Source organism: Pseudomonas sp. 1L-B-1-E-C1 (genome assembly GCF_057291835.1).
Map to the genome: position 1 here is coordinate 83,683 of NZ_JBXAWN010000003.1, position 15,819 is coordinate 99,501.

General features: G+C 60.0%; 15 protein-coding genes and 1 pseudogene. 7 read left to right on the forward strand and 9 right to left on the reverse strand.

Annotated features, from left to right (window positions below; genetic code table 11):
- Positions 1-115: 115 nt before the first annotated feature.
- The 3 genes and pseudogenes from AC0Z4S_RS06655 to AC0Z4S_RS06665 all read right to left on the reverse strand — a co-directional run bounded on the left by AC0Z4S_RS06655 (position 116) and on the right by AC0Z4S_RS06665 (position 2,422).
- The gene (locus AC0Z4S_RS06655) at positions 116-754 is read right to left on the reverse strand and encodes a hypothetical protein (RefSeq protein WP_485622481.1); all 639 of its coding nucleotides are present in this window, start codon (positions 752-754) and stop codon (positions 116-118) included.
- Positions 751-1,907: pseudogene (locus AC0Z4S_RS06660) on the reverse strand (DUF2515 family protein). Before AC0Z4S_RS06660 ends, AC0Z4S_RS06655 begins: the two are co-directional and overlap by 4 nt.
- 17 nt (positions 1,908-1,924) lie before the next feature.
- Positions 1,925-2,422, reverse strand: a complete 498-nt coding sequence (locus AC0Z4S_RS06665) for a PAAR domain-containing protein (protein ID WP_485622482.1) — start codon at positions 2,420-2,422, stop codon at positions 1,925-1,927.
- A 575-nt stretch (positions 2,423-2,997) separates the two neighbouring features.
- On the opposite strand from AC0Z4S_RS06665, the gene AC0Z4S_RS06670 reads away from it, so the two are divergent.
- The gene (locus AC0Z4S_RS06670) at positions 2,998-3,357 is read left to right on the forward strand and encodes a DUF6124 family protein (RefSeq protein ID WP_485622641.1); all 360 of its coding nucleotides are present in this window, start codon (positions 2,998-3,000) and stop codon (positions 3,355-3,357) included.
- 130 nt (positions 3,358-3,487) lie between these two features.
- Here the strand turns inward: AC0Z4S_RS06670 and AC0Z4S_RS06675 are convergent, their stop codons facing one another.
- Positions 3,488-4,255, reverse strand: a complete 768-nt coding sequence (locus tag AC0Z4S_RS06675) for a TerC family protein (protein ID WP_116658574.1) — start codon at positions 4,253-4,255, stop codon at positions 3,488-3,490.
- A gap of 85 nt (positions 4,256-4,340) precedes the next feature.
- A complete protein-coding gene (locus tag AC0Z4S_RS06680; protein WP_042608269.1) occupies positions 4,341-5,648 on the reverse strand; it encodes a CitMHS family transporter in 1,308 nt (435 codons plus the stop codon).
- Positions 5,649-5,976: 328 nt separating this feature from the next.
- Between AC0Z4S_RS06680 and AC0Z4S_RS06685 the strand changes: the two genes are divergently transcribed.
- The gene (locus tag AC0Z4S_RS06685) at positions 5,977-6,387 is read left to right on the forward strand and encodes a GFA family protein (RefSeq protein ID WP_485622483.1); all 411 of its coding nucleotides are present in this window, start codon (positions 5,977-5,979) and stop codon (positions 6,385-6,387) included.
- Here AC0Z4S_RS06685 and AC0Z4S_RS06690 read toward each other — a convergent pair.
- Positions 6,384-6,710 (reverse strand): DOPA 4,5-dioxygenase family protein, encoded by a 327-nt coding sequence (locus AC0Z4S_RS06690; protein ID WP_042608267.1) that lies wholly within the window; start codon positions 6,708-6,710, stop codon positions 6,384-6,386. The two genes, AC0Z4S_RS06685 and AC0Z4S_RS06690, sit on opposite strands and share 4 nt — an antisense overlap.
- A gap of 81 nt (positions 6,711-6,791) precedes the next feature.
- Between AC0Z4S_RS06690 and AC0Z4S_RS06695 the strand changes: the two genes are divergently transcribed.
- Positions 6,792-7,457, forward strand: coding sequence for an NAD(P)-dependent oxidoreductase (locus AC0Z4S_RS06695; protein WP_485622484.1), 666 nt, complete (start codon positions 6,792-6,794; stop codon positions 7,455-7,457).
- A gap of 46 nt (positions 7,458-7,503) precedes the next feature.
- Here the strand turns inward: AC0Z4S_RS06695 and AC0Z4S_RS06700 are convergent, their stop codons facing one another.
- Complete coding sequence (locus AC0Z4S_RS06700; RefSeq protein ID WP_485622485.1) at positions 7,504-8,454, reverse strand: choline sulfate utilization transcriptional regulator; 951 nt, start codon at positions 8,452-8,454, stop codon at positions 7,504-7,506.
- A gap of 114 nt (positions 8,455-8,568) precedes the next feature.
- Between AC0Z4S_RS06700 and betC the strand changes: the two genes are divergently transcribed.
- The 3 genes from betC (at position 8,569) to AC0Z4S_RS06715 (ending at position 12,845) form a co-directional block, all read left to right on the forward strand.
- Positions 8,569-10,083 carry a choline-sulfatase gene (gene betC, locus AC0Z4S_RS06705; RefSeq protein WP_485622486.1) on the forward strand — a complete coding sequence of 505 codons (1,515 nt, stop codon included), beginning with the start codon at positions 8,569-8,571 and terminating at the stop codon, positions 10,081-10,083.
- A gap of 16 nt (positions 10,084-10,099) precedes the next feature.
- The gene (gene choX / locus AC0Z4S_RS06710) at positions 10,100-11,020 is read left to right on the forward strand and encodes a choline ABC transporter substrate-binding protein (RefSeq protein ID WP_485622487.1); all 921 of its coding nucleotides are present in this window, start codon (positions 10,100-10,102) and stop codon (positions 11,018-11,020) included.
- A gap of 256 nt (positions 11,021-11,276) precedes the next feature.
- Positions 11,277-12,845 (forward strand): SulP family inorganic anion transporter, encoded by a 1,569-nt coding sequence (locus tag AC0Z4S_RS06715; protein WP_485622488.1) that lies wholly within the window; start codon positions 11,277-11,279, stop codon positions 12,843-12,845.
- A 77-nt stretch (positions 12,846-12,922) separates the two neighbouring features.
- Here the strand turns inward: AC0Z4S_RS06715 and aroE are convergent, their stop codons facing one another.
- Both aroE and hemF read right to left on the reverse strand, forming a co-directional pair.
- Positions 12,923-13,744 (reverse strand): shikimate dehydrogenase, encoded by an 822-nt coding sequence (gene aroE / locus AC0Z4S_RS06720; protein ID WP_485622489.1) that lies wholly within the window; start codon positions 13,742-13,744, stop codon positions 12,923-12,925.
- Positions 13,745-13,753: 9 nt separating this feature from the next.
- A complete protein-coding gene (gene hemF, locus AC0Z4S_RS06725; protein ID WP_485622490.1) occupies positions 13,754-14,668 on the reverse strand; it encodes an oxygen-dependent coproporphyrinogen oxidase in 915 nt (304 codons plus the stop codon).
- 150 nt (positions 14,669-14,818) lie between these two features.
- Here hemF and AC0Z4S_RS06730 point away from each other — a divergent pair, with 150 nt between their 5' ends.
- A complete protein-coding gene (locus AC0Z4S_RS06730) occupies positions 14,819-15,796 on the forward strand; it encodes an NADPH:quinone reductase (protein WP_485622491.1) in 978 nt (325 codons plus the stop codon).
- The last annotated feature ends 23 nt before the right edge of the window (positions 15,797-15,819 follow it).

Genomic DNA, 15,819 nt, shown 5'->3' on the forward strand with positions numbered 1-15,819 from the left:
GATACCTGTAGGAGTGAGCCTGCTCGCGATAGGGCCATCAGCCTCGACATCATCGTTGACTGACAGACCGCTATCGCGAGCAGGCTCACTCCTACAGAATTGTGGTTTTGCAGGATCAATCGCTGAAGTGGTCCCTGCTCAGGCCAACGTCGATTAAATACCTGGCCGTCTTCACATTCCGCTCATCACAACGCACATAGCATTTGACGTGCAGCAGTAGGCTGTACTTGTGAGGTATCAAAAGGATCACCCCATCCGCCTGTTCGAAAAGCTTGGCTTGCAGCTGTCGTTTCTCATCATCGCCCGACACCTTGATCCAATCGTTTCCTCCCGCAGATTCAGGAGCCCAACCGGCACCTTTGAACATTGTTTGCAGCTCGTCCAAGAGCGCAGCTGTCTTATCGAAGGGAAGCGATTCCACCATTGGCGACGTCGTTATGCCGTCTACTTTTCCCTTGGTGTAGCCCACCGCGCCGTAAATTGTTTTGGGCAAGGTAAAGCCATGCTCGGGATCATCAAAAGTAATCACGACCGGGCTGCTTATCCAGGTCGAGTCGACCTTGGGAGGGTCACTGGGATATATGGCTGTTTTTCGTTCAACAGGGAAACTGGAGTCTTTGACGACTTCGGCGTATGGCTTCCCAATATGAGCATAGATCCTGTCGACACCGGACATGGAGTAGGCGACAACAACCGCCAGAACGAGCGCTATCCCAGTCCCGGCAAATGCCAGTCGACGCGAAATAATCGTCACTTTATTCCGCCCCCGTTAGCAATATCCGTAATTGACTGTTTCAGTTGAGCACGAGTCGCTGGGTTCTTGAGCAAAGCATCAAATTGGCCAGCAGCTCGTAACACGAACTCCATTCGCTGATCCCGGTCCGCGAGATTAGCGATAGGATTCTTGGAAAATGAAACTTGTCTGTTATCGGGCGCCTTGCACTGACTAGCAAGCGTTAGTTGAATTTCCTCTGCTGCACCAGAGAACATGCCAGTCACCACGGATACGTAGTTGCCCGCATGAGTACCGCGCATCAGTGTTGCAAATTGCGTGTCCTCATACATTGCGGGCTGCAAGATATTCAACTGTTCGTGTCGTGCCATCTGTTGAACGCTTTCGGCAATTTCACCGGCATCAATCGCTTCAAAGGTTCGGTAAATCTCACCCGCATCAATCCCAAACTGCACCTTATTCGCTATCGGCCACATTACATCCTTCTCAATGCCACGCCGGCTTCTCAAACACTTCTCCATTTCCTTGTACCCCCGCACCATGAAAAACCGGTGCAACGGATAAACGTCGAGAAACAGCGACGTATTACCCAGCGCCAACATCTCATACACATAGTCCAGTTGCTGCTGAACCACTGAACGTGGATTGTCACCGAAGGTAATGTCTTCAGTTGGCATCGGATTGGCTGCCCGAGCCTTGGCCAGCTCCTGCTCTGCCTCGGGATTGGTTTTGCTGAACTTGAAGCCGAAGCCTTCGAACAGGGTTTCCGAGGGAGCGGTTCGGAGCTTTCCTGTGCCGCTTTCTGTGCAGCGATGGCGGTTTGCAGTTTGGTGGCGTGGATCAGCCCACACCCCACCTGCTTCGAAGCAAACGCCGCCAACCCTGCCCACTGAAAGCGGTTATCCGCCAGCCACAACTGCGCATACGCGGCGTTGATCTTGCGGTTGCGGGCCTGGGGGTCGGCGATGAGGACGCCGCCGGGGGCGACCCACTCTTCGGCTTCTTTCTGGAAGCGGCGCCACAGGCAGTTGCAGGTCAGCAGCGGGACTTCGACGCGGGTTTTCGGGTTGGGGCCGGCGGTGCTGGTTTCCCGTTTGCAAGTGGGCAGCTCACAGGTGCTGTCCCAGAGTTTTTTCATGTCCAGGTCGTCTGGAGCGATGCATTGTCCGGTCATTGTTTCTTCCTTGAAGCTCAGGCTGTCCAGCGAACGATGGCGAGATCGGGCTGCAGGGTCGCGACGCTCTGGGTCATGCCCTGCGCATTGGTCAGTCCTTTGACGATGCGGCCTTCGGCGGTTTCGATTTCGTAGCCCTGTTCGGCAATGGGTTCGCCATTGCCGGCGCTGACGGCTTTGAATTCGACCAAGGGCTGGCCGATGATCGGCAACGGTGGAACGAACGGAGCAGGGGTATGCGAGCTGCCGATGATCACATTACCGGAACCGCCAATCACGACGCCGCCATGGCTGGCGGTGCTGTCGAGGGTCATGGCGTTCTTGCCATTGATGAACACGGTGGACGAAAAGGCACCGCTGAGCGCTTGGCCGCAGGTGCATTTGTCGCCCAGGCGAGCGGCGGCGAGGCCGTTGAAGAAAACGTCGCCGGAGCCGCTGGCAATCGGGTTGGTGCCGTGACCGGGAATCGGGCAAGTGGTCGGGTCCGTGACGCGCGCGGCGGGTTTTCCAGACATGAACGTTCCTTGTTTGTCGTTTGAGGCGAGGGGCGGACGCTAACGAGCGAAGGTCGGTGAGTCAACCTTTTCGGCCCGTTTCGAATGGATGCGATATGCCTCTGTGGGAGCGAGCCTGCTCGCGAAAGCGGTGCGTCAGACAGCCTCTTTTTTCGACCGATATGACGCCTTCGCGAGCAGGCTCCCTCCCACAGGTTGTGTGTCTGATCCAAGAGAGGATAAACACGGATTGCGCTGGGTGTTTATGCACACGCCATGTTACGCGGCGACAGGCTACAAATCCTTGCGCCGTTGCCTACGGCTACGCCAGAATCCGCCGGCTTGTGCGCTTTGGGGCTGGTCTCTATCGTTTGCTGGCCACTGCTCATCAGTGGTCGGGATTAGTAGCCCGGGTTGCTAGTTATTGTGCGCAAGCATCGTTGCGTCAGGTTATGCCTGATCCTGATGGTGGTTGTGCGCAGGGCGCCTTCGGGTGCGCCGGAAAAGCTAGCTCCCCGGTCTACTAACCTGCGTACAGCCGCCTCCCTTCTTTTAGTAGAGAACGGCAGTGGCTTCATTTTATGGAGCAGCTGAATATGAAAAAGATAACGCCAGATCCACCGGTCAGCGATCTTCCTCACCCCGACCTCGAAGCGCAAAGACTCAAACAAGCCGCCGACCGCGCCCTCGATTTCTACCTCTGTCCCGGTCTCAAACAAGACCCCGGCGCCGCGCGCAAGCCCAGCACCATTTTCCTCGTCGATCCGGCTGTGGATAACGAAACGCTGCTGGTGCACGCCTGCGAATCTTTGGCGTCGGCGAGCATCATGGCCAGTGATCTGGCCGGGTTTATTGATGGACCGCAGCGCAATTCACTGTTGGGAATCCAGCAAGTCATCATGTTGGGTGAGCTGGCCGTCAACCGCGTCCTCGACAACCTCGTGCCGCCTGCCTGAACACAGAAACAAATGTAGGAGTGAGCCTGCTCGCGATAGGGCCATCAGCTTCAACATCATTGTTGACTGACAGACCGCTATCGCGAGCAGGCTCACTCCTACAAGGGGGTGTTGCCTGAAGACTACCGGATCACTGCCCCGGCACATCCTTGCGCAGTTTCACCGGATCCTGCTGTTGTTTCTTCTTGGCCATCGCGCCGCGCAGTTTGATGTTGATCGCTTCCACCGCCAGCGAGAACGCCATGGCGAAGTAGACGTAGCCCTTTGGCACGTGCACGTCGAACGATTCGGCGATCAGCACGGTGCCGACCACCAGCAGGAACGACAGGGCGAGCATTTTCAGCGACGGGTGCTTGTCGATGAATTCGCTGATCTTGCCCGACGCCAGCATCATCACCAGCACCGCGACGATGATCGCCGCGACCATGACCGGGACGTGGGAAACCATACCGACGGCGGTGATCACCGAGTCCAGCGAGAAGACGATGTCGATGATCGCGATCTGGATGATGGTGTAGAGGAAGTTGCCGCCCTTGCCCGAAGGCGCGTCGTCGCTTTCGTCTTCGCCTTCCAGTGCGTGGTACATCTCCTGCGAGCTTTTCCACAGCAGGAACAGGCCACCGAAGAACAGGATCAGGTCACGACCGGAAATACCCTGGCCGAACACTTCGAAGAGGTCGGCGGTGAGGCGCATGACCCAGGTGATCGACAGCAGCAACAGGATCCGCGTGATCATGGCCAGGCCAAGCCCGAAGATCCGGGTGCGCTGCTGCATGTGCTTGGGCATGCGGCTGACCAGGATCGAAATCATGATGATGTTATCGATACCGAGGACGATTTCCAGGGCAGTCAGGGTAAAGAAGGCAACCCAGATTTCGGGGTTGGTCAGCCAATCCATGTGTATTCCTTTGAGCAATTGTTGAACCGCAAAAGGTCCGGGCTTCAAACCGCGAAGCCAGGACCCGCAACGGTGAGTCTTGGGCTTATAGAGTGCTGAACACCGGGAAAGTCCCCAACAGCAGTGCAGCAATCAGAATGCAGATACACACCAGGATCGCCCATTTCAGGGTGAAACGCTGGTGATCACCGAAATCGATGCCGGCCAGCGCCACCAGCAGATAGGTCGACGGCACCAACGGGCTCAGCAAGTGGACGGGCTGGCCGACGATCGAAGCACGAGCCATTTCCACCGCAGTGATTCCGTAGTGGCTGGCCGCTTCGGCCAGCACCGGCAACACGCCATAGTAGAACGCGTCGTTGGACATGAAGAAGGTGAACGGCATGCTCACCAGCGCCGTGATCACCGCCAGGTACGGGCCGAGGAACTCCGGAATCACCGCCAACAGGCTCTTCGACATCGCATCGACCATGCCGGTGCCCGACAGGATACCGGTGAAGATACCGGCCGCAAAGATCAGCCCGACCACTGCCAGCACGCTGCCGGAATGCGCGGCGACGCGATCCTTCTGCATTTGCAGGCAGGGGTAGTTGACGATCATGGCAATACTGAACGCCACCATGAACAGCACCGGCAACGGCAGCAGGCCGCCGATCAGCGTGCACATCAGGCCAAAGGTCAGTGCTGCGTTGAACCAGATCAGCTTCGGACGGCGTGCGTCGGGGAATTGCGAGACGCTGATTTCGCTGTGATCGATCTCGTCGCCGACCAGATGCAGCTCGCCGAGGCGGGCACGTTCGCGTTTGCCGTAGAAGTAGGCAATCAGCAGGATCGCCACGACACCGGCGGCCATGGCCGGGATCATCGGTACGAAAATGTCCGACGGATCGACATGCAGCGCACTCGCGGCGCGGGCGGTCGGGCCGCCCCACGGGGTCATGTTCATCACGCCACCAGCGAGGATGATCAGACCGGCCATGATCCGCGGGCTCATGCCGATGCGGCTGTACAGCGGCAGCATCGCGGCCACGCAGATCATATAAGTGGTCGCGCCGTCACCATCGAGGGAAACGACGAGCGCCAGAACGGCGGTGCCGACCGAAACTTTCAGCGGGTCGCCCTTGACCAGTTTGAGGATCTTGCGCACGGCCGGGTCGAACAGGCCGGAGTCGATCATCAAGGCGAAATACAGGATGGCGAACATCAACATCACGCCGGTCGGCGCCAGTTTGGTGATGCCCTCGAGCATCATCGGACCGATCTTCGGCGCGAAACCACCGAACAGGGCGAACAGAATCGGGATGATGATCAGGGCGATCAGCGCAGACAGGCGCTTGGTCATGATCAGGAACATGAACGTGATGACCATGGCGAAGCCAAGGAAAGTCAGCATGGGAATACTCCAGGCGTAGCGCGGCTAATGGAATGAGCGGATCGGGCGGGATCAGCGCAGAACGGGAGGCGCGAGGCGTACGGGCGGAGTAAGAAGCAGGAAGCGGGAGAGACGGCGGGTTGCAGAGGACATCAGAATCACCATTGTTGTTGTTAATTGGGCCGGGCCTGCGGGGAAAACACAGGTCTTGGGCCAACCGGTCTGTTGCCGGGAGTGAGGCGATCCTAATCGGGGAAGCTTTCAGCTACCTTTCGCTAATGAACGCGAAGAATGAACGGTCAACCGGCGGTCGGATGCAGCGAGCGCCAATAAAAACGGGAGAAGGGCGGTGGAAACCAACCATGCACATCACGGCGGCTGTCACTGCGGACACATCCGCTATCAGTTCAGCGGTCCGTTGCGCGATATCGCTCACTGCCATTGTTCGATCTGCCGCAAGGTCAGCGGCGGCATCGTCACCACCTGGATCACCGTGCCGGCGGCGAACTTTCAATGGCTGGCCGGGACGCCGGCGCGCTATGACTCGTCGGCCAGTTGCGCGCGGTTCTTCTGCGCAAACTGCGGCGCACAATTGGCTTTGCTGACCTCGCTCAGCCCAAACAGCATTGACGTGACCATCGCTACGCTGGATCACCCGGAAACCGCGCCGGCCGAGCGGCATATCTGGACCGACAGCCGCTTACCCTGGCTGCATCTGGATGAACATCTGCCCGGCGAAGCCGAAGAAACCCTCGATTAAAACACCGACAGATTCAGTGGCCGCACCGCGCCCATCCAGATCGCATGTTCGGTGTGGTCGAGCAAGTCATCCCCCGTGTCCGGATGCAGGAACACCACCAACCCCTTGCGGTTAAGCGCCAGCCACGGCAGCACCTCGCCGATCAGCTCGGGGCCGAAGGCCAGTTGGCAGCTCCAGTCGGGGTGCGGCCCCACCGGGCGTTCGTGCACGCGACCCATTTTCAGCGCAAACAACTGCGCGGCCTGTTCGCACAAGGCCCGCGCCTGGTCGATGGTTTTCGCGTCGAAATAGACATGGGCGTGGTAGCCCTTGATCCCTTGCATCGTGTCGCCTCTCAATCGGTTCGAACCCTTGGCTGTTTCCACCGTCACAGGCCATATAGGACAACTATAAGGAAAACAGCCATGAAAAATGCCGAAACCCCAGTGGTGAAAGTGGTGCTCTATGGTGCCATGGGCAGCCTGGGCGGCGCGTTGATGGCTGAATTGCTGCGCCGCCAACACGAAGTCATCGCCATTCTCGACGATCTCACCGCACTCGCGCCGCGTCCGGGGTTGCGCACCAAAACCGGCGATCTGTTCGATGCCGAGCGGGTCAATCAGAGCGTCGCCGGCAGTTCGGCGGTGATCTGCCTGCTGGATGCGCCGGGGCTGCCGTTCAGCAGCGACCATGTCGAGCGCTCGGTGACACTGGGGCCGGTCGAGCAAGTGCTGGCAGTCGACGCGCTGGTCGAAGGCTTGCAGCTGGCCAGCGTGCCGCGCCTGTTTCTGGTGGGCAATTTCGGCGTGCTCGACGAGCCAGACGGTGACGACCGCCTGCAACGACATGCCGCCAAGGAAATCCTTGAGGCGGTGCAAAGCAGCTCACTGCGCTGGACCTTGGTCAATGCGCCGCATGGCGTTGCCGGGTTGACCATCGAGCACTTCAGTCAGGTTGGCGGCAATCTCGAGCCTGGTCTGGCTGAACCGCTGGAGCGCTTGAACCGTGTGGCGGTGGGGATTGCCGATGAGCTGCGGTTGAACCTGCATGTCGGTGAGCATGTGAATTTTGTGGCGGCTTCAGATTTTTAAAAGACCGCGCCTGTAGGAGCTGCCGAGGGCTGCGATCTTTTGCTCTTCACACCGCAATTGAAGGCAGAGTCAGACCGTTGAGAGATTCGGCGCTGCTGGCCTGCTCGGCCATCAACCAGTCAACGAACAGTTGAATCAACGCACCCCGGCGCTTGCGTTGCGGCAGCACCACGTAATACCCCAGCCGCGACAACGTGGTTTGCGCCAGTGGCCGGCACAGCAACCCCTGAACCAGCAAGTTATCCACAAGGTGCCGCCAGCCGATCGCCACACCTTGGCCGCCGATCGCCGCTTGAATCAACAACGTGTAATTGTCGAAGCGCAACTGCCCAGGCGCTGGCGGCGTGGTCAGGCCCAGTTTGCGAAACAGCCCGCTCCAGTCGAACCAGTTGCTGCTGTTTTCGCCGCGCAAATGCAGGAGTGGAAATTCCAGCAAAGCCTGCGCGGGCAGCGGCAGTGGGCGCTCCTTGAGCAACAGCGGACTGCACACGGGGAACACTTCCTCGCTGAACAGCCAATGGCTCTCGCCCTGCTTGAAGCGGCCGTCGCCAAACAGGATCGCCACATCGATATCGGTGCGCAACATATTGTGATTGCGCTCGCTGGTGACCAGGCTGACATCGATGTGCGGATTGGCTTCATGGAAGCGGTGCAGGCGCGGCATTAACCAATAGGCGGCGAAAGCGAAATCCGTGGCTACTTGCAGCACCTCATGTTGCTGCTGTGTGCTGATCGCGCTCAAACCTGCGTCGATGTTCTGCAAACCGAGGGCAACTTGCTCGAAGAGCAGGGCGCCAACCTCTGTCAATTCGATGCCCCGATAAATGCGATCGAACAGACGCGTTCCGAGCTGTTCTTCCAGACGTTTTATCTGCTGGCTGATCGCCGGTTGCGTGGTCCCGAGCTCTACCGCAGCAGCGGTAAAACTGCGATGGCGGGCCGCCGCCTCGAAGGCACGCAGCAGATCGAGGGACAGGTCACCGAGAGCGTCATACATAAGCTGTGCTTATCCTAGTCATTGTCCGGCGCAGGCTTTACCGAAACAGGCATGGACTCCATGCTCGGTCACAGCACTCTCGCATAAATATTCAACATGGAATGCCGCGATCACATGAAGCGCAAGAACATTCTTTTCATCATGGCCGATCAAATGGCCGCGCCAATGTTGCCGTTCTACGGCCCATCGCCCATCAAACTGCCGAATCTGTCCCGCCTCGCCGCCCAAGGAGTGGTGTTCGATGCTGCTTACTGCAACAGCCCGTTGTGCGCGCCGTCGCGTTTCACCCTGGTCAGTGGTCAGTTGCCGAGCAAGATCGGCGCCTACGACAACGCTGCTGATTTCCCTGCCGATATCCCGACTTACGCGCACTACCTGCGCCGTCTCGGCTACCGCACCGCGTTGTCGGGGAAGATGCACTTCTGTGGGCCGGATCAGTTGCACGGTTATGAAGAACGCCTGACCAGCGATATCTATCCGGCCGATTACGGTTGGGCGGTGAACTGGGACGAGCCGGATGTACGGCCGAGCTGGTATCACAACATGTCTTCGGTGCTGCAGGCCGGGCCGTGCGTGCGCACCAATCAGCTGGATTTCGACGAAGAGGTGGTGTTCAAGGCGCAGCAATATCTGTTCGATCACATTCGCGAGGACGGCGAGCAACCGTTCTGCCTGACCGTGTCGATGACCCACCCGCACGACCCTTACACGATTCCCAAGGCTTTCTGGGATCTGTATGACGACGCCGATATCCCGTTGCCTACAGCCTTGAACCAGGACGAACTCGATCCGCACTCGCAACGGCTGCTCAAGGTTTACGACCTGTGGGACAAGCCACTGCCTGTGGATAAAATCCGCGACGCGCGTCGCGCCTACTTTGGCGCTTGCAGCTATATCGATGCTAACGTCGGCAAACTGCTGCAAACCCTCGAGGAAACCGGATTGATCGATGACACCATCATCGTTTTCTCCGGTGATCATGGCGACATGCTCGGTGAGAAAGGCCTCTGGTACAAAATGCACTGGTACGAGATGGCCGCGCGGGTGCCGCTGCTGATCAGCGCGCCGGGACAGTTCGAGGCCGGCCGGGTCAGCGCCGCCGTTTCCACCGCCGACCTGCTGCCGACTTTCGTGGATCTGGCCGGGGGCACGCTCGAACCGGGCTTGCCACTGGACGGCCGTACGTTGCTGCCGCATCTGCAAGGGGAGGGCGGGCACGATGAGGTGTTCGGCGAGTACATGGCCGAAGGCACCGTCAGCCCTTTGATGATGATCCGCCGGGGCGCCTACAAATTTATCTACAGCGAAAGCGACCCGTGCCTACTCTTCGATGTGGATAACGATCCGCGCGAAGAAGAGGATCTGAGCCAGTCGCTGCAACATCGTCAGCTGTTCAACGATTTTCTCGCTGAAGCGCGGGCCAAGTGGGACATTCCGGCGATCCATCGGGACGTGCTGGCCAGCCAGCGCCGACGCCGTTTCGTTGCCGACGCTTTAACCATCGGCAAGCTGAAGAGCTGGGATCACCAGCCGCTGGTCGATGCCAGTCAGCAGTACATGCGCAACCACATTGATCTCGATGATCTGGAGCGCAAGGCCCGTTATCCACAACCCTGCCAAAACCAATAATGTTAAGGGGAAGTCCATGCGCAAGTTATCCACAGCTGTCACTGTCGGCCTTATCGCATTGAGCAGCGCCTCGGCGTTCGCCGAGCAAAGCTGCGAAACCGTGAAGATGGCCGATCCGGGCTGGAGCGACATCGCCGCAACCAATGCCATCACCGGGTTTCTGCTGGACGGCATGGGCTATAAGGCCAAGGTCGACACCCTTGCGGTGCCGATCACCTTCGGTGGCTTGAAGGATGGCCAGGTTGACGTGTTCCTCGGCAACTGGATGCCGGCGCAGCAGGGCTTCTATGACAAGTTCGTCGCCACCGGCGATGTGACGCAATTGGCGAAAAACCTGGAAGGCACCGAATTCACCCTCGCCGTCCCCGACTATGTCTGGGAGGCGGGTGTGCACGATTTTGCCGACCTGAACAAATTCGCCGACAAGTTCGACAAGAAGATCTACGGTATCGGCTCAGGCGCGCCAGCGAACATTTCGTTGCAGGAGATCATCAAGAAGAATGACTTCAACATGGGGCAGTGGAAGCTGATCGAATCCAGCGAGCAGGCGATGCTTGCCGAAGTGTCGCGGGCGGTGAAGAAACAGAAATTCGTCACCTTCCTCGGCTGGACCCCGCACCCGATGAATGTGCAGCTGAAAATGCGCTACCTGAAGGGCGGCGAAAAATACTTCGGCGACACCGGCAGCGTGTTCACCCTGACCCGCAAGGGCTACGCCCAGGCCTGCCCGAATGTGGGCAAGTTGCTGACCAATCTCGCGTTCACTCAGGACATGGAGAACAGCATCATGGCCGAGGTGGTGAACAAGAAGATCAGCAATGCCGAGGCGGCGAAGGCGTGGATCAAGGCGAATCCGGCGGTGCTGGACAAGTGGCTGGATGGCGTGAAGACGTTGGATGGCAAGGATGCGCTGGCGGCGGTGAAGGCGAAGCTTTGATCGTCGGTTGCCTGGGATTGGTGACCGGCTTGAGATTTTTGCCCCCTCACCCCAGCCCTATCCCCCAAGGGGGCGAGGGGGAAAGGGAGCCGATCGCTGTTGAATCAAAACGTGCGTTCAACGCCGAAATCGCAGGTCGGTGAATATTCAACAAACAGTTCGGTCAGTTCCCTCTCCCTCCGGGAGAGGGCTAGGGTGAGGGGCTTTTCCACCTGACACCCTGATAACCTGAACAAAACCCCAACCGCGAGGACCCATGGCCTTTCCCAGCCGTCATTCACTATTTCCGTTCCTGAGCTGGCTGCCACGACAGACCCGCGCCAGCGTCGGGCGGGACCTGATTGTCGGCCTCAGCGGTGCGATTCTCGCGTTACCCCAGTCGATCGCCTACGCACTGATCGCCGGGCTGCCGCCGGAATACGGCCTGTACGCAGCGATCATTCCGGTATTGATCGCCTGCCTGTGGGGTTCGTCATGGCATCTGATCTGCGGCCCGACCGCAGCGATTTCGATTGTCCTGTACGCCAGCGTCAGCCCGCTCGCGGTGCCAGCGTCCGAGGACTACATCACCCTGATCCTGCTGCTGACGTTCCTCGCCGGCATTTTCCAGTGGTTGCTCGGCTTGCTGCGCTTCGGCGCGCTGGTGAATTTCGTTTCGCATTCGGTGGTGCTCGGCTTCACCCTCGGCGCCGCTGTGGTGATCGCCATCGGGCAATTGCCCAATCTGCTCGGATTGGAATTGCCGGCCAACACCACGGCGCTCGCCAGTCTGATGGACCTGTTGCGGCATCTGGGGGCTGTGGATAAACCGTCGCTGATGCTTGGCGTCGCCACGGTAATCGTCGGCGTAATACTGAGAAAACTCGTGCCGCGCTGGCCGACGCTGTTGATTACCCTGGTGCTGGCCAGTCTGCTGGTGTGGATCTGGCCAGCGATGTTCGGCCATGTGCATCTGGTCAGCGCTTTCGTCGGACGCCTGCCGCCGTTCAGCCCTTTGGCGCTGGATCTTGAAGTGATCCTGCGCCTGCTGCCGAGCGCTGTCGCGGTGGGCATGCTCGGGCTGGTCACCAGTCTGTCGATCGCCCGTTCGATTTCGGCGCGCTCGCAGCAGCTGCTCGACGCCAATCAGGAAGTCCGCGCACAGGGTCTGTCGAACATCGTCGGTGCGTTCTTTTCCGGGTCGCTGTCGGCCGGATCTTTTACCCGTTCAGGTCTGAGTTACGAGGCAGGTGCCTGCTCGCCCCTGGCCGGGGTGTTTTCGGCGCTCTGGGTAGCGCTGTTCGCGGTGTTCGGCGCAGGGCTGATCGCGCACATTCCGATCCCGGCCATGGCGGGCAGCATCCTGTTGATCGCCTGGGGCCTGGTCGATCATCGCGGCATTCGCGCTTTGCTGCGGGTCAGCCGCGCCGAGTTCGTGGTGATGGCCCTGACCTGTCTCGCGACCTTGCTGCTGGAATTGCAGACGGCGATTTACGCCGGGGTGCTGGCGTCGTTGTTCTTTTACCTCAAGCGCACCTCGCAACCACGGGTGCAGCATTGGCGCGACGGTGACGACGATGTGCTGCGGGTGGGCGGTTCGATCTTTTTCGGCGCCAGCCATTACCTGCAAGTGCGCCTGCAACGCCTGCATGGCGCGCGGGTGGTAATCGAGGCACAGCAGATCAACTTCATCGATTATTCAGGGGTAGAGATGCTGCATCAGGAAGCGCGACGGCTGCTGGGCCAGGGTCGCAGCCTGACCTTGCGCCGGGCGCGGCCGCCGGTGGTGGAGGAGTTGAGGAAGCTGGAAGGGGCGCAGAAGTGTCCGATCCGGTTTGAGGATTGATCTGATATCGCGGTGGTGATGCGATTCGCGAGCAAGCTCGCTCCCACATTGGTCGCATTTCAATGTGGGAGCAAAGCTTAAAGGGCCAACTGGCAGCGCAGCTCGGCGAGTACCGGCGCGGTATCCGGGCGCACACCGCGCCACAGCCAGAACGCCTCGGCCGCCTGTTCGGCGAGCATGCCCAGACCATCCATCGCCAGCGCCGCGCCGTGCTCAGTGGCCCAGCGGCAGAACGCGGTAGGTTCCTTGCCGTACATCATGTCGTAGCACAGGGTCTGGCCCGGCTCGATCAGGCTTGGCGCGATCGGCGGCACGTCGCCGGTCAGGCTGGCGGAGGTGGCGTTGATGATCACGTCCACCGGCTCGCGCAGCCAGTCGAAACCACTGGCCGACACCGGTCCCAGGTCGCAGAACAACTCGGCCAGCAGTTCAGCCTTGTCCACGGTGCGATTGGCGATGATCACCGAAGCCGGCTTCTCCGCCAGCAATGGCTCCAGCGCACCGCGCACCGCGCCGCCAGCGCCGAGCAAAAGGATGCGCTTACCGGTCAGGCTGAACCCGGCATTCACCGTCAGATCGCGGACCAGGCCTGCGCCATCGGTGTTGTCGCCGAGCAGTGAGCCATCGTCCAGTTTGCTCAAGGTGTTCACCGCACCGGCGCGCTGCGCGCGGGCGGTCAGGCTGTTGGCCAGACGATAGGCGTCTTCCTTGAACGGCACCGTCACATTGGCGCCGCGCCCCTCTCGAAAGAACGCGGTGGCGCAGCCAGCAAAATCGTCGAGCGGCGCCAGCAGCGTGCTGTAATCGAGGCGCTGACCGGTCTGCGCGGCGAACAGTTGGTGAATCATCGGCGACTTGCTGTGGCCGATCGGGTTACCGAAAACGACGTAACGATCCATCACCCGTCCTCAGGCCTCGGCCAGCCAGTCGCGATCCTGCAGGAAGTACTCGGTCAGGCGCGCTTCTGCGCTGCCCGGTTCAGCCTTCCAGTCGTAGCCCCAGCGCACTTGCGGCGGCAGCGACATCAGAATCGACTCGGTACGCCCGCCAGATTGCAGGCCGAACAACGTGCCACGGTCGTAAACCAGGTTGAACTCGACGTAGCGGCCGCGACGGAATTCCTGGAATTCGCGCTGCTGTGCGGTGAAGGCGTCGTTCTTGCGTCGTTGCACAATCGGCAGATACGCCTCGATGTAGGCGTCGCCGATGGCGCGCATGAAAGCGAAACTGGTATCGAAATCCCACTCGTTCAGATCGTCGAAGAACAGACCGCCAATGCCCCGTGGCTCATGACGATGCTTGATATGGAAATAGGTGTCGCACCAGGCCTTGTAACGCGGATAGACGTCCGCACCGAACGGTGCACAGGCTTGCTCGGCGACGCGGTGCCAGTGGATGCAGTCTTCTTCGTTGCCGTAGTAGGGCGTCAGATCGAAACCGCCGCCGAACCACCAGACCGCTTCTTCGCCTTCTTTTTCAGCAATGAAAAAACGCACGTTGGCGTGGGAGGTCGGCACATGCGGGTTGTGCGGGTGGATCACCAGCGACACACCGAGCGCCTCGAAACCACGCCCGGCCAATTCCGGCCTATGCGCGCTGGCCGAGGGCGGCAGGCCGCTGCCGAACACGTGGGAGAAGTTGACGCCGCCCTTTTCGATCAGCGTGCCGTTTTCCAGCACACGGGTGCGCCCGCCACCGCCCGCCGGCCGGGTCCAGGCGTCTTCGACGAAGCCCTTTCCGCCGTCTTCGGTTTCCAGTGCAGCGCAGATGCGGTCTTGCAGATCGAGCAGATAGGCCTTTACGGCGTCGGTGCGGGTCGTCATGGCTTCACCTTGAATCGGGCGGCGCCCCGGCAGGCGGGCGGCGCAAATGGGCGCACAGCATACCATCGCAGACCGGCGCGCCGCAGTTGACGAAGATCAACCAGCGGAGTTGGATAGAGGGCTTACCGACGACCCAAGGAGAGCAGGCAGATGGCACAGCGTATCCAGTTCCGCGCCCACGGCGGTCCCGAAGTGCTCGAATATGTTGACTACGAACCCGCTGCGCCCGGGCCGAATCAGGTGCGCGTGGCCAATCAGGCGATCGGCCTGAACTTCATCGACACTTATTACCGCAGCGGCCTCTATGCGCCACCGGCATTGCCATCCGGCCTGGGCTCGGAAGGCGCCGGCACCGTCGAGGCGGTGGGCAGCGACGTCACCCGCTTCAAGGTCGGTGATCGCGTCGCCTACGGCAGTGGCCCACTCGGCGCCTACAGCCAGGTACATGTTCTGCCGCAGGACAATCTGGTGCACCTGCCCGATGAAATCAGTTTCGAAACTGCTGCCGGGGTCATGCTCAAGGGCCTGACCGTGCAGTACCTGCTGCGCCAGACCTACGAACTGCAGGGCGGCGAAACCATTCTGTTCCATGCAGCGGCCGGTGGCGTCGGCTCGCTGGCCTGCCAATGGGCCAAGGCGCTCGGCGTGAAACTGATCGGCACCGTCAGTTCAACGGAAAAAGCCGAACTGGCCAAGGCCAACGGCGCCTGGGCTACCATCGACTACAGCCATGAAAACGTGGCCGAGCGCGTGCTGGCGCTGACCGACGGGAAGAAAGTCCCGGTGGTGTATGACGGTGTCGGCAAGGATACCTGGCTCACGTCCCTGGACAGCGTGTCGCCACGCGGCCTGGTAGTCAGCTTCGGCAATGCTTCGGGCGCCGTTGACGGCGTCAATCTCGGCATTCTCGCCGCGAAGGGCTCGCTGTACGTCACCCGACCGACGCTGGCGACCTACGCGAACAACGCCGAAAATCTGCAACACATGGCCAACGAACTATTCGAGATGATCATCAGTGGCAAGCTGAAGGTCGATATCAGCCAGCGCCATGCATTGGCGGATGCGGCGAAAGCACAAACCGAACTGTCGGCACGGCGCACTACCGGATCCACGATCCTGCTGCCGTAAAGTTGATACCCGGCGAACTCTTC